The organism is Sphingobacterium griseoflavum (assembly GCF_014653155.1).
GTDB classification, from domain to species: domain Bacteria; phylum Bacteroidota; class Bacteroidia; order Sphingobacteriales; family Sphingobacteriaceae; genus Sphingobacterium; species Sphingobacterium griseoflavum.
The window spans coordinates 183,702-197,427 of sequence record NZ_BNAF01000008.1 but is presented as its reverse complement, the minus strand read 5'-3'; the positions used below and the strand labels follow the sequence as shown (position 1 = coordinate 197,427).

At 47.4% G+C, this 13,726-nt stretch carries 9 protein-coding genes; 5 read left to right on the top strand and 4 right to left on the bottom strand.

Translation table 11 applies throughout. The annotated features are described in order from the left end of the window. Positions 1-73: 73 nt before the first annotated feature. Together IE165_RS12075 and IE165_RS12070 are read right to left on the bottom strand one after the other, a co-directional pair. Complete coding sequence (locus IE165_RS12075; protein ID WP_189626879.1) at positions 74-1,999, bottom strand: glycoside hydrolase family 43 protein; 1,926 nt, start codon at positions 1,997-1,999, stop codon at positions 74-76. A gap of 95 nt (positions 2,000-2,094) precedes the next feature. After that, complete coding sequence (locus IE165_RS12070) at positions 2,095-4,050, bottom strand: glycoside hydrolase family 97 protein (RefSeq protein ID WP_229826531.1); 1,956 nt, start codon at positions 4,048-4,050, stop codon at positions 2,095-2,097. A gap of 457 nt (positions 4,051-4,507) precedes the next feature. Between IE165_RS12070 and IE165_RS12065 the strand changes: the two genes are divergently transcribed. The 4 genes from IE165_RS12065 to IE165_RS12050 all read left to right on the top strand — a co-directional run bounded on the left by IE165_RS12065 (position 4,508) and on the right by IE165_RS12050 (position 10,028). Continuing rightward, positions 4,508-6,061 (top strand): ArnT family glycosyltransferase, encoded by a 1,554-nt coding sequence (locus IE165_RS12065; RefSeq protein WP_189626878.1) that lies wholly within the window; start codon positions 4,508-4,510, stop codon positions 6,059-6,061. 22 nt (positions 6,062-6,083) lie between these two features. Continuing rightward, positions 6,084-6,803 (top strand): glycosyltransferase family 2 protein, encoded by a 720-nt coding sequence (locus IE165_RS12060; RefSeq protein ID WP_189626877.1) that lies wholly within the window; start codon positions 6,084-6,086, stop codon positions 6,801-6,803. Next, the gene (locus IE165_RS12055; protein ID WP_189626876.1) at positions 6,790-7,416 is read left to right on the top strand and encodes a lipid-A-disaccharide synthase N-terminal domain-containing protein; all 627 of its coding nucleotides are present in this window, start codon (positions 6,790-6,792) and stop codon (positions 7,414-7,416) included. The genes IE165_RS12060 and IE165_RS12055 overlap by 14 nt, the downstream gene beginning before the upstream one ends. Positions 7,417-7,568: 152 nt before the next feature. Continuing rightward, positions 7,569-10,028 (top strand): phosphocholine-specific phospholipase C, encoded by a 2,460-nt coding sequence (locus IE165_RS12050; protein ID WP_189626875.1) that lies wholly within the window; start codon positions 7,569-7,571, stop codon positions 10,026-10,028. Between the two features lie 69 nt (positions 10,029-10,097). On the opposite strand, the gene IE165_RS12045 is transcribed toward IE165_RS12050, so the two are convergent. Further along, positions 10,098-11,204: a hypothetical protein gene (locus IE165_RS12045; RefSeq protein WP_189626874.1), complete on the bottom strand. Its 1,107-nt coding sequence runs from the start codon at positions 11,202-11,204 to the stop codon at positions 10,098-10,100. A gap of 130 nt (positions 11,205-11,334) precedes the next feature. After that, positions 11,335-12,024, bottom strand: a complete 690-nt coding sequence (locus IE165_RS12040; protein ID WP_189626873.1) for a TetR/AcrR family transcriptional regulator — start codon at positions 12,022-12,024, stop codon at positions 11,335-11,337. A gap of 301 nt (positions 12,025-12,325) precedes the next feature. Between IE165_RS12040 and IE165_RS12035 the strand changes: the two genes are divergently transcribed. Next, on the top strand, positions 12,326-13,690 hold the full coding sequence (locus IE165_RS12035) for a glycoside hydrolase family 28 protein (protein ID WP_189626872.1): 1,365 nt from the start codon (positions 12,326-12,328) through the stop codon (positions 13,688-13,690). Positions 13,691-13,726 lie beyond the last annotated feature (36 nt).

Genomic DNA, 13,726 nt, shown 5'->3' with positions numbered 1-13,726 from the left:
TTCTGTAGGATAATACCCTAAGCTTCTCCAATTTTAACTGATTTTATTTTTGGGAGCCAGAAGGCCCTCCGAACTAGTGGCTCACCACGACGGGGAGGATATTCCCTTCCTCATCAAAGTGTAGGGGATCGATACAGACCTCCCGGTTAAAGCCTGCCGGATCGCCCATTTTGATTCCGTCGGGATAATTGAACCGATGATAGACAATGTACCACTCGTCTTTCCCCGGGATCTGCAACACCGAATTGTGACCAGTGCCGTAGATGCCTTTCGATGGGTCTTTCTGCAAAATCAAGTTATTTTCCGGAATTTCGATGGGCCCCATTGGAGACCTGGATGTACCATACCGCACGCGGTAGTTTTCGCTGCGGGTATCGTCTTCCGACCATAAAAAATAGTAGGTGCCCTTCCGGTAGATCACATACACCCCTTCCCGAAAGGTGTTGTCGGGCGTCATGACCTTCACCGTGTTCTTTTTGATGGACAGCATATCCTTGTTCAGCTCGGCCACGGCGAGATAGCCATTGCCCCAGTACAGGTAGCTTTTTCCACTTTTCGGGTCGTTAAAAACAGCAGGATCAATCTCCTGTCCACCCTTTACGCCTTCGGGTTTAAAATCGATCAACGGTTTTCCCGAATCCTTGAACGGCCCGGTCGGCGAATCGGAGACCGCAGCACCGATCTTTTGCGCAGCGGTAAAATAATAGTAGTATTTATAATCCCCCTTTACCATCTTTTCGGTGATGGTTGGCGCCCAAGCGTGGCGTGGCCCCCAGGGCACATCTTTTTTAAGATCCAAGATTACACCCTCGTCTTTCCAAGTCTTTAGATCATCGGACGAAAAGGTCTTGAAATAGTAACCACCCCAACCGTCAAAACCATCGCTGGTGGGATAGATGTAGTATTTTTTTGTCTTGTTGGAGTAAAGCACATCCGGATCGGCATAGAAGCCATCCAAAATCGGGTTTTTCCTAAAGGAGATCTCCATCCCTTGTGGAATGCCCCACTTATCGGTTAAAGCTTTGAGCTCGGTGCGCGATAACGGAATAATAGAGCCGTGGCGGGGGTGAAAATCCATGTTCACCTCCTCGTCGATCACCCGAAAACGATCGAGGTCCACACTCTCGCAAAATTGGTATTTGCCTTTTCCGTAGACATCGTACATCAGGATATACTTGTCTGATTGGTTAAGTTTAAACACCGATGAGCCTTCCACGGCATCACGTGTTTGCTGCTTATAGCCCGGCTGCTCGATCCACTTGCCGGCGGTAAGCGAATCTGTGAGGGCCAAGCGCAGGCCATTGCCGTCTCCTTCGGTTTTATAAAACAGATAAAACAGACCATTTTTATTGATGATATCGCCGTCGATACACGACTTGCCATTTTTAGGCAAAAACAACACCTGAGGTTCGCCTACCAAGTCTGTAAAGTCATCATTGGCATATGCATAGTAGATGATATCGGGGCCGGTACCATGCTGCATGGACCAATAGACCATGTACTTGCCGACCGCGGGATCAAAGATGGTCTGTGGTGCCCAAACACGTTTTAGGTCATCGTGTCCCGTATAGCGCTGTTGTATATGGATGACCGTATGTGTCCAGTGAATCAAATCATTGGATTTCAGGAGGATCATAGCACGATTGGAGTCCCAGCCCTTGGAAGAGGTCATATCGGTAACGACCATGTAGAAAGACTTTCCGTCCTCACCGCGAAGGATGTGCGGATCGCGCACCCCACCGGTCGTACTGATCTGCTTGGAATCCAGTACAGGCTTGTTACCGTTCAGTGCGCGGTAGTGGTAGCCGTCCGTGCTAATGGCATAGCAAATCGCCTCATCTTCCACCGCATTGCCTTTGAAGTAAGCAAATAGATAACCAACATAGTCCTTTTCTGCTGGGCCAAATTTGTAATCTTGCGCAAAAAGGGGATGGACGAAGACCGTAGCAAAAAAGGCGAGGAGCAGGTGTCTCACGTAGAGCAGTTCTTTTTTCTTCATATAGGGTTTAAGTTAAGTGTATTCAATATAACAATAATTATGTGCTTTTTTTTGCGACAGCCTTTCAAGCCATAGGCACTGGTTCAATCTGTTCTTTATTGCCCGACGATTACGGCAGCTCCTCCAGACGGTATAGTCAGCTTGACTTGATTATTGTTTAGCAAAAAAACGTTCTTCTTTTCAGCTACGCGTGCCTTATTATCGCTATACAGGCGAACAGACTTATCCTTTAACATCGGTAAGGTGATTTGGATTTCTTTTGCAGCTGCTTCCGCATTGATCGCAGCGATATACCACGTGGCGGCGTGACGTCGAGCGAGCACCACATATTTACCCGGATAGCCATCCAACAGCACCGTTTCATCCCAAGTGGTGGGGACTTCTTTCATGAATTCGACGATATGCGGGGTAGCATCCGTTAAATTATTGGGTGTAATGCCAAAGTTCTGCAAAGGCGTTTGGAATACGACAGCTGTCGCTGCTTGAAACGTTTCTGTCGTCTTGCGTTCCGTGCCTGCGTTGTTACCCCTGTTATGTCGCTTATTCAGCAGAACAGGACCAAAATCCATAGAGGCGACGGTGTTGCGGATGAAGGGATGCAGCGTGGCGTTGTACGCTTCTGTATCGTTGGCATGTTGTGTAAAGATAAGGTTTTCGGAAGCTAGAACCGCCTCACTGCCCGCAAAATTAGGGTACATGCGCTCCCAACCCCGTGGTAGCGTACAGCCATGGAAAATAACAGCCAATCCATGGTCGTTGGCGTCAGCGAGGATATCTTCGTAAAGCTTCATTGTCTCTTGCTTATCGCCACCGAAGAAGTCGACCTTAATGCCTTTAACACCGATACGCTGCATCCATTCCATTTCTTTTTTTCGTGCTGGAGCCGTGCTCATCCTATTTTTGGGACTTTGCGGCGCGTCGTTCCAAAAGCCGTTGGAGTTGTACCACAAACAGATACCGACACCTTTATTTTTACCGTATTGCACGAGATCCTCGATCTTGTCGTGCCCGATCTTTGCATCCCACCAGTTGTCGATTAGTGTAAATTCATAGCCCATCGTAGCGGATAGATCGATAAATTTCTTTTGATCTTCCATATTAATACTGCCATCTTGCCATTCCAACCAACTCCAAGTGGCACGCCCAAACCGGTAATCTTTAGACGCTTTGTATTGCGGCGTCACAAGGTCGAAAGGAACGGTTGTTTCGACGATAGGCTTTAAGGATTCGCCTACCGTTATGGTGCGCCATGGGGTGTACCCGGGCAGTGCTATAGTCGGGTTCGGCCGGCCGATGCCATTGTTTTCGCCAGCCTCGGGAAAGGCAACCCGATACAGGCCGTCGCGCGTGCCTTCACTCAATTTCGATCCGCAATAGAGCGCGTTGACGCCGGTTTCCGACAGCAGTACCCAGCCACGATCGCCCACGTGGAACAGGGCTGGAAAAGTATATCCAATCCCATATTTGGACGGTGTACCTAATACTTCATCGGCTACATACTCTTCTTCATAGCTCGGTTTCGTTTTCATCCAGCCACTCATCGGCGGTGCTTGCGGCGTCAAAAATGTTGTCGTGAACGTCGGAAACTTGAATCCGCTCAGCTCTTCTTCAATAATCAGATTGGCAGATTCGCCAACTTGGGGAATATGGTAGCGAAAAGCGACATCATTGTTGCTAACGCGAAAAACAATCACCAAATGCTGCTCCTTGCTATTCATGAATGTGCAGGACAGCTCATTAGCTTGGTAGTGCACATGACTGGCTTTGATTTTCGCTTCCTGATAAACTTCATCGATCTGCCGCTGCTCATGCGCTACTAGCTGCAACAGGGCAGACAGGTCGCTTTCGCTACCACGGATACCCAAGGGCGATTTCTCTAGCATCATCTTGTCCCCCAAGCGAACCGTGTAACACGGTTTGCCCAGCTCCAAAAATAGTTGAACCTGCAGCTTACCATTTGGGCTACTGATCTTGGCCACTTCCTGCCCAAAGGCAACCGAAAAAGACCACAAAACCAAAAGACTGCAGAGCACCCGTTTCATAGTGTTCATAATTTCCTGTTAAAATTTAAAAATAACATCGTCAACATGACTTGGCATCCATCGATCACGGAAAATCTTTTGCTTTCCTTTTCTTATTCGATGTGGAAACATCCCTACCAAGCATCGGTTAAGCTAAGGATAAAGATAGCACAATATTATAAATGTAAAAAATACATTTATAATATTGTGACCATAGATTCTACCCCGCAGGCTTCTTACTTTATTGTATTATGCTGCCGCCTGGAGGGTCCAGTTGCTGTTCATGCCTGTTGAGACAAAGAAACACAGGGCAAATACTTCACACGCAGATATTGACAAATCAAATTAAGATTCAGATATTTAGGCAGGGAAGACAAACGTTTACCATAAGCGCAATTTCAAAAAAACTACAAATGCATAGAACGAAAGATTTTATACAACAGCAAGCCTCGCAAGCATGGCAAACTCATAAAACAATCATTCCGCTATGAAGCCCGTCCATTATGTTCTTTTCTTCATCAGCTTGCTTCCACAGTTTTTGCTGCGCGATTTCACGCCTGATAATGAGCTTCGGTATTTAAGTATTGCCGATGAGAACTTGGGATTAGGCCGTTTCTTTGCTTTTATGCATCATGGGGAGTATTACTCCGATAAACCTCCGCTTTACCTTTGGTTGGTTATGCTTTGTAAATCGATTTTCGGAAGGCATAGTTTGGTAGCGCTTTCCATTTTTTCGGTGTTACCAAGCCTCCTGATCATTCAAATAATGGATCAATGGACCAAACGCGAGCTTTCAGTAGCCGATCGGGCGACGGCAGGATTAGCATTATTTACGGCCGTCTTTTTTATCGGCAGCAGCATCGTACTCCGCATGGATATGTTGATGTGCCTGTTTATTACCTATGCCTTGTATATCTTTTACAGGATGTACACGAAAGATATTGCGCCCAAAAAAGGGCAGGTACTTTTTGGTCTCAGCATTTTTCTTGCTGTATTCACGAAAGGTCCGATGGGCATCATCGTACCTTTAATCAGCAGTATTTCTTTTTTGCTAGCCACGGGAAAGCTGCGTGATATCGGAAAATATTGGCACTGGCGTGCCATCTTGATTTTATTGGTTCTTTGCGGCGCTTGGTTTTTGGGGGTATGGCTGGAAGGAGGCAAAAGCTATCTCTATGGTCTGCTGGTGCACCAAACAGTCGATCGTGCAGTCGACTCGTTCCATCATAAAGCGCCCTTCTACTACTACGGCATCAGTATTTGGTATGCCTTGGCGCCTTGGTCCCTTTTTATGCTATCCGTTATCGTTGCGCGTTTGCGCGCTAAAGAACGCCCTAGCAATCTGGCCGTATTCTTTGGCTTAAGCAGCCTTTCTACGTTGTTGTTCCTATCGATGGTGAGCTCTAAAATCGTGATCTACCTGCTTCCTGTCTTTCCATTTGCTGTCTACTATAGCTTTCTGGTGCAAAGCAAGCTCAATGAAAATATCTTTACGCGAATAACCTTGGCATGTCCTGCGCTCATTTTTATGTTGGCATTGCCCGCTGTGTTAATGTTAAGAGATAGCATCCCGGCGCTAGAACTGCGTTCGCCGTGGCTGATCGGAGCGATCCTGCCCCTAACGGCCGCAGGGAGCTACAGTCTGTACCTCCTCGCACGTAAGCGACACTATACACTAACCATTCGAACGTTGGGATTTGGTCTTTTGGCAACTATATGTATAGCAGGATTGAGCATCTCGCAATTCAACAGTCTGATCGGCTACGGAAATATGGCGGCTGCGGGGAAGACACTCGCAGCAGAAAGCGCTGCGCCTGCCTATTTTAGTTGGGAAATCCGGCGACCAGAAAACATGGACGTATACCTCTCGGCACCGGTGATGGAAATCAGCCAAGAAAACCTACTTAACGGAGCATATCGTGGCGGCGTGCTATTTGTTGATCGGGAAAAGCTGATACAACAGCCCGCACTGAACAACTACTTGGGCCGCTTTAAAAAAATAGAGGTCGGCAAGTATGCCGCCATTTTACTTTCACAATAAAACGCAAAACAAGAAAAACTTTATGCAAGCTGATTTCACAATTATTATCCCTGTGTACAACGAAGCCGAAAGCTTGCCTCGTCTTTTTCAGAAGATGCAGGAATATATCAATACCGCACACAAAAGCAGCATCGTGCTCCTTGTGAACGATGGGTCGAAAGATGAAAGCTTAGCCATGATCCGGGAGCACTGTGCAAACAATCCTGCGTTCAAATACCTTTCCTTTGACCGAAATTATGGTCTTAGCGCCGCGATCAAAGCCGGATTCGACTATGTGTATACGCCTTGGACAGGCTATATTGATGCTGATCTACAGACCGATCCGAGGGATTTCAACCTCCTGTTCGAACAGGCAGCGGATTTTGATCTCGTAACTGGTGCGAGGCGCCAACGAAAAGATTCCTTTACGAAAAGACTATCATCCAAGTTGGCCAATAAGATCAGACGTTTTTTTACCCATGACGGCATGGACGATACGGGCTGCCCGCTGAAGATCATACGTACGGAATACGCCAAGCGCATCCCCATGTTTTCGGGCTTGCACCGTTTTCTGCCCGCCATGATATTATTGCAAGAGGGGCGCGTGCAACAAGTGACGGTGAGGCACTATCCGCGAATGGCCGGGAAATCGAAATTTACGCTATGGAATAGACTCCTAGGCCCGCTGCAGGATTGTTTCGCCTATCTTTGGATGCGGAAGAAATATATCAATTATAAGATATCCGAAGATGGAAGTAAATAAGTGGATAGTAATCGCTATCGGTGCGATAGCACAATTACTATTCTCCAGCCGGCTGATCGTGCAATGGATCTCTTCGGAAAAAAACCGGAAGGTCCTGACGCCCGTGCTCTTTTGGGAATTGAGTTTGCTTGCATCGTTTTTGTTGTTTTGCTACGGGTACCTTCGGCACGATTTTGCTATTATGTTGGGGCAAACGTTCACCTATTACATATATATCCGAAACATGCACCTGCAACAGGAATGGAGAAAGATCCACCGGTTTTTTCGCCTGTTTATTCTTACTTTCCCGGTCATGTTGATTGTTTATGGTTATCGGCATGATATGTACGACCTTGATAAGTTGTTGGCCGACGAGCATATTCCACGCCCGCTGCTGCTGCTCGGTATTAGCTCGCAAATACTTTTCACCTGCCGCTTCATTTATCAATGGCTCTATTCGGAGTCCAAAAAAGAATCACTACTACCGTTTGGCTTTTGGGCAATCAGCCTAATGGGGTCGCTATTGATTTTGCTGTATGCCATACTGCGGGAAGATGTCGTGTTATTTTGTGGGCACCTTTTGGGATCGGTGGTTTACACGCGCAACATGATCTTGCTTCGACGGACATCCTGAAAGCAGCAGCGTGGCTGATGCTTTCTTACAGCCCGCAACCATACGTTTGTTGACTAAAGATTATCTTGGAGCTAACCATAAGGTCACATAAGATTGCTTGTTTTGCCATCACATATACCGGCATCTTTTTGCTAGATTTGAATAGAAATAACATGGAAAACAGACGATCATTTTTAAAAAAGGCCGCACTCTTGGCCGGGGCAACAGGTGCTAGCCAACTTATCCCCTCCTCCATCCAACGGGCATTGGCCATTGACGCAGCACAAGGATCGACTTTCCTTGATGCAGAACATATTGTTTTCCTCATGCAGGAAAACCGTTCTTTTGATCATTGCTACGGGACGTTGAAAGGCGTAAGAGGCTTCAATGACCCTAGAGCCATTATACAGCCAAACGGCTTACCGGTATGGCTACAGCAGGATGCCGATAAACATGTTGCCACGCCATTCCGTTTAGATTTGGAAAACAGCAAAACCAGTTGGATGGGCTCCCTACCGCATAGCTGGAAAGATATGGTGCAGGCGCGCAATGAGGGGAAAATGAACACCTGGCTGGAAGCCAAAAAAGCGGGAAACCCCGCCTATAAGCAGCTTCCACTGACCATGGGTTTCCACAACCGCGAAGACATCCCTTTCTACTATGCGTTGGCTGATGCGTTTACGGTCTGCGACCAGCATTTTTGTTCTAGCCTGACCGGTACCAGCGCCAACCGATCCTATTTTTGGTCGGCCAGCATACGCGAGCAACCGCACAACGCCACATCCACCGCGCACGTCGACAATAGTCAAATAAATTATAAGAACGTATCTTGGAAGACCTATCCGGAGCGGCTGGAAGAAGCGGAGGTTTCCTGGCGGGTATACCAAAACGAGCTGAGCCTACCTGTAGGATTTGAAGGCGAAGAGGAAGATTGGCTCGCAAACTTCACCGACAACAACCTGGAATTTCACAAACAATATCATGTGCGGTTTCATCCGGCACACCACGCGCATATGCGACGCCAATTGCAGCAGATTGAAGCTGCCTTGCAGAGCGCCCAGCAAAAGACATCGGCTGAACGCCGAGCTTTGCAGCAGGAGGCGCAGCAACTCCGTACAGATATCCACGATTTTAGCGCGGAGGCCTTCCAAAAACTGGATCCCTTCGACCAGGCTATCCATAAAAAAGCCTTTACAACCAACACGGGTGATCCAGATTACCATAAGCTGCAAACTATCCGCTATAAAGACGGAAAAACTGAACATCAAGTACAGGTTCCGAAAGGCGATATCTTCCATCAATTTAGGCAAGACGTCCAAACGGGAAACTTACCTACTGTTTCTTGGCTGGTGGCACCATGCCGATTTTCGGATCATCCGGGATCGCCCTGGTATGGCGCTTGGTATGTTTCCGAAGCGTTGGATATCCTGACCGCTAACCCAGAAGTATGGAAAAAAACAATCTTTATCCTAACTTACGATGAAAACGATGGCTACTTTGACCACATCCCTCCTTTTGTTCCTCCCCATAGTGCACGCCCTGAAAGCGGCGCGGTGCCCACGGGGATGTGCACGGCGAATGAATACGTGACATTGGAGCAGGAGCGAAAGCGTACCGGCCATTCGGAAAGCACGATAGATAGCCCAATTGGTCTAGGTTTTCGCGTTCCGCTGGTTGTGGCGTCGCCCTGGAGCAAAGGGGGCCGCGTGAATTCGGAGGTCTTCGACCTGACCTCTCCGTTACAGTTTTTGGAATACTTTCTGCAAAAGAAGTATAACAAGACCGTAACGGAAGACAACTTAAGCGCGTGGCGTCGATTGGTCTGCGGAAACCTCACATCGGTGTTTGAACCGATACGAACGGCCGATAACGTGGAAATAGCCGCAGTGGACAGAGACGAACACGTTGAACGCATCCACTCCGCTAGAGGTAAAGCGCTGCCGTCGGGCTTCACGCTACTCGATGCAGACCGTGTCATCGCAGGAAAGAGTTTGAACGAATGGTGGAATTCACCCCAAGAGAAAGGCACAAAGCAGGCCTGTGCTATTCCGTACGACCTATGCGTGAACGCTCACATCGATCAAGGCAGGAATGCCCTTGCGGTGACATTCGCTGTCGGTAAGGAGCTCCCAAAAACCAAAGAAATCGGTGTTCCATTTTTCGCCATGGCGGCGGTGCCCTACGAGGGGGAAGCACTACCGGGAAGAACGTGGAATTTTGCCGTGCATCAAAACGAGCCCCTCACCTATTACTGGCCTCTTGACCAATTTGCGGATGAAGTCTACCACATCCGCATTTACGGGCCGAATGGTTTCTACCGTTCTTTTAAAGGCAGCAAGCTTTCAAAAGGTGCTACGTTTCACATCGCACAACGGCCAACAACAAGTGCCATAACGGTCGAGACAACGCAAAACCAACACGAAATCACGGTCAAGGATCTGTCCTACAAACAAGGGAGCAGGGCATTCCGAGCGCACAGCTTCAAATGGAAAATGGACCTGGAAAAATCCCACGGTTGGTATGACATCGAAGTCTCCGATAGTGCTGATCCGCGTTTGGCCTATCAATATGCCGGCCACGTAGAAAACGGAAAGCCAAGCAGAACAGACCCCCTAATGGGAGGCATGGAATAGAGCGGCCGCCCTCTGCTGTAGAAAAGCTTGCTTGTGCCGGCTGTTTGAGCAGGTGCAAGAGGACAATCTTTATGGTCGGATACGTGTATTGCGCAGGTTGCGGATCAATTTATCGATGGTGCTGGCATCAAATTGTAATCGATCATTTTTTGATGCACGCTCCAACACAGCAATCACTTGGTCTATGTAGTTATTGAACGACTCTTCAAAAGAAGTTTGATCGAGCGCCAACTCCGGTGATGCGTTGATCAAGCGGATCGTTTTGGAGACCGGCAGGGACTCATTGATGCGCTTGATCTCCGATAAGGTCAGGCGTTGTCGATCCGCATATCGGAACAGCCCATCGATGGACGCCTGCTTGTTGTTCGGGCTGGCTTGCATTGCTGCCAATAATCTTTCTTCGTGCCGCAGAAGGGTTCTATCAAAAGTTGCAAGCTCGCGCCGGTACCCGAGCAGTTCTTGCTTGAATCCGGACGTGGTTTGATCGAGCGTGTAATAAAAGTCGGTATAAGGTTTTATGCTGCTTAGAAAATCCCGTAGATCTTGGTCTTTAATGGCGTTGTCGCTGAACGATAGCGCTTGGTCATATACGCCTTTTACCAAGGCGCTGATGGGATTCGATTCGACGATCGTGCCGACTAAAGGAATGCTGACGACACGCTTTATCGTTTCCGAAAACTTACTCTTGACGCTCCCTTTTAAATTGCGACTCAGGATAGCTTCGGCGTTATCGAGCAATACCTTGGAAAAGCTCGTCCCCAGCTCCACATTCGTGGGGTTATTCAGTTGGCTGATGAGCGTGCCCGCATAGGTTACGTCGAGCAAGCGACCATAACCCTTCATCTGCTGCTTCAATAGGGAGATATCTTGGAAAGACCGTGTTAGTATACCGTAATTGGTCTCGTAAAGCTGCTTCTGCTCTTGCAACGAGAGTTCTTGCGATTCGGACATCAAATGCCGAATGCTATCGTTCGCTCGAAGTAATTTTTCGGACTGTAATTTCAGTTGTTCATACGATCCTTTCAATACCTCCAATTGCTTGTTGGTTTGCTCTAGGTGCTGTTGAGTCGCCTGCATCGACGATAAAGCAGTCTGATTCGTATCCAGTACCTGCGCACGCAGCCCACTGGAAAATAAAAATGTAACGAACGCGAGTAAAATATGTAAGTTTTTCATGAGCAACCTGGTTATTATGGCCACAACTCGGAAATAATCCATTCCAACTGCAGCAGTGAAGATACACGAAAACTACTTGATATCCCAACGCCTCCCCCCGTTTCTTCGAAGAAGAACAATCTTCTTTCCATCACGTTTTCGGAATAGGCCTGCCCTGTGGTTTTAACTTCATGGCAGCCTCTGCCTGAATCTCTCCCAAAATAATCCGCCTAAATGTATCGTAGATGCGCTTTCGATCTGCATCGGTGACCATTTGAACACCGCAGAACAGTCGGCCATCGCTATTGTAGAAAGACAGAAACAAGACTCCGGAGAGCATGATATCGAGCGCCGCCGCTACGCGCTTTCTTTCGACCGTCGACAATTTCCGCGTAAAAAGCCGGAGTAGCGTTCTAAAATAATGGACAAAACTATACTGCAAAGTCTTCAGTAACTTGTGCTGCTTTTCCACTAGACTCCAATGTATCAACTTTTGCAATGCACCATCCTGCTGGAATTTTTCTAGCTGTACGATCATCAGATCCAATACCTCACTGCGCGCCTCTGCAGCGAACTTTCTTTGCTGCATACGTACTTCCAGTTCCCAAGCATCGAGCTTGCGCTGAACGAAAGCGCTCACCAACTTGTCAAAACTATCGAAATATAAGTAGACAAGTTTGGGGTTCACGCGCAACTTCTTGTAGATGGCTGTTACCGACAACCCCGTAAAAGTTTCTTCTTCTAATATTGTTCCGATACCCGTCAGCAGTCGCTCTATTGTTCGCGCTTTATTACGCCGGGGGCCGCTAACTTCCTTGCGTTGTTTTTTCTTGATGAGCATGATTAAATATTAAGGGTTATAAAAACATTTATAATTGGAAAATATTATTACCTTGCAATAATAATAAAAAGTATATATATATTAAAATTACCTGTGCATTAGCTAGATTTTCTGAAGATACAGATAGAATCGTAATTCAATATTTGATTTCTTTTTTATTTAGTTTTACAGCAGGTAGCGATCGCAACCTACACTCACAATTTAAAGTTTATCGACAGGTATAGATCCGAGAAATTTGCTCATAAAATTTGGATATACATCAATTAAAAGCTATTTTTTTGGGATAAAAAAACGACCTATCATGCGTACAAAAATTTTATCCATCGTCGCCTCCTTCCTGTTTTTGTGCGGTTGCCAGCATCAGATCGAGAGCGATCCATCGCCTACAAAAAAATCAACCGCCGACATAATCCAAGGGATTGGGCATATACGCATCGCGGAAACGGCCCGGAAGTTAACGGACTTTGGCGGTTCTGGCGACTCTGCCACGGACAACAAGCCTGCCTTCGACAAGGTGATGCAATATTGTTTGGAAAACGGAGGTGGACGAATAATCGTTCCGCCCGGGGTTTATCTGGTAAATGGGCCGATACACCTGGTTGACAACAGCTGTCTTGACCTACAAAAAGGCGCTAAAATATGCTTTGGAACAGATGCTGATGACTATCTCCCTGTTGTGGCGACCAGTTGGGAAGGCACACTGCTTTACAACTACAGCCCATTGATCTACGCCTATCAAGCAAAAAATGTAGCCATCACGGGAGAAGGCACCATTGATGGAAACGGCAGGAATGGATTCAGCGGCTGGTACGATCGACAAAAGCCCGCTCAGGAACGAAGCAGACAAATGAACAGAAAGGATGTACCGATGGAGCAAAGGATATTCGGCAATGGGCACTTCCTACGGCCGCAGCTCATACAATTCTATGGGTGCAAAAATATACTGGTGGAGGGGGTCACGATAGAAAATTCCCCGTTTTGGTGTGTGCACTTTTTGCAATCGGAAAACATTATTGCCCGGAAGGTGAAATTCCATGCCTACAACAAAAACAACGATGGTTTTGATGCCGAATATTCCAAGAATATATTGATTGAGGACATTGATTTTGACAATGCCGACGACAATGTCGCTATCAAGGCGGGTCGGGACCATGAGGGCAGAAAGCTCGGCATCACGTCGGAAAACATTGTTATCCGCAACTGCCGCTTCAAAGGCTTACACGGGATTGTAATTGGCAGTGAGATGTCTGCCGGGGTAGAGCATGTATATGTCGAAAACTGTGAAGCTTCCAGCTACTGCAAACGCGGCATCTACCTGAAGTCCAATCCGGACAGGGGTGGGTTTATTCGAAACATATACGTAGACAATGTCCGCTTTCAGCAGGTGGAAGACGCTCTTTTCATTACCTCCTTCTATCACGGCGAGGGCGAAGGCCATGCCACCGACATCCGCGATATCTTTGTACGAAACTTCTACTGCAAAAGCGCAAGCAATGCCGGGCTGGTTATCCAAGGCTTTCCTTCAAAAAAAGTTACGAATGTACAATTCTCCGACATAAAAATCGATTCATGCAAAGCCGCCCTCAGCTTCAGCCACACGGCGAACATCGTATTCAACGATGTTACCATCGGAGAGCAGATAGCCGTCCCGTCAGCCGTACGATAAGACTGCATCGACAGCAGTTTGCGAGAAACCGCAATA

Coding starts and splice junctions, on each gene's coding strand:
- IE165_RS12045 (WP_189626874.1), bottom strand. CDS start 11,204: ATGAAAAACTTACATATTTTACTCGCGTTCGTTACATTTTTATTTTCC.
- IE165_RS12060 (WP_189626877.1), top strand. CDS start 6,084: ATGCAAGCTGATTTCACAATTATTATCCCTGTGTACAACGAAGCCGAA.
- IE165_RS12050 (WP_189626875.1), top strand. CDS start 7,569: ATGGAAAACAGACGATCATTTTTAAAAAAGGCCGCACTCTTGGCCGGG.
- IE165_RS12065 (WP_189626878.1), top strand. CDS start 4,508: ATGAAGCCCGTCCATTATGTTCTTTTCTTCATCAGCTTGCTTCCACAG.
- IE165_RS12055 (WP_189626876.1), top strand. CDS start 6,790: ATGGAAGTAAATAAGTGGATAGTAATCGCTATCGGTGCGATAGCACAA.
- IE165_RS12035 (WP_189626872.1), top strand. CDS start 12,326: ATGCGTACAAAAATTTTATCCATCGTCGCCTCCTTCCTGTTTTTGTGC.
- IE165_RS12070 (WP_229826531.1), bottom strand. CDS start 4,050: ATGAACACTATGAAACGGGTGCTCTGCAGTCTTTTGGTTTTGTGGTCT.
- IE165_RS12075 (WP_189626879.1), bottom strand. CDS start 1,999: ATGAAGAAAAAAGAACTGCTCTACGTGAGACACCTGCTCCTCGCCTTT.
- IE165_RS12040 (WP_189626873.1), bottom strand. CDS start 12,024: ATGCTCATCAAGAAAAAACAACGCAAGGAAGTTAGCGGCCCCCGGCGT.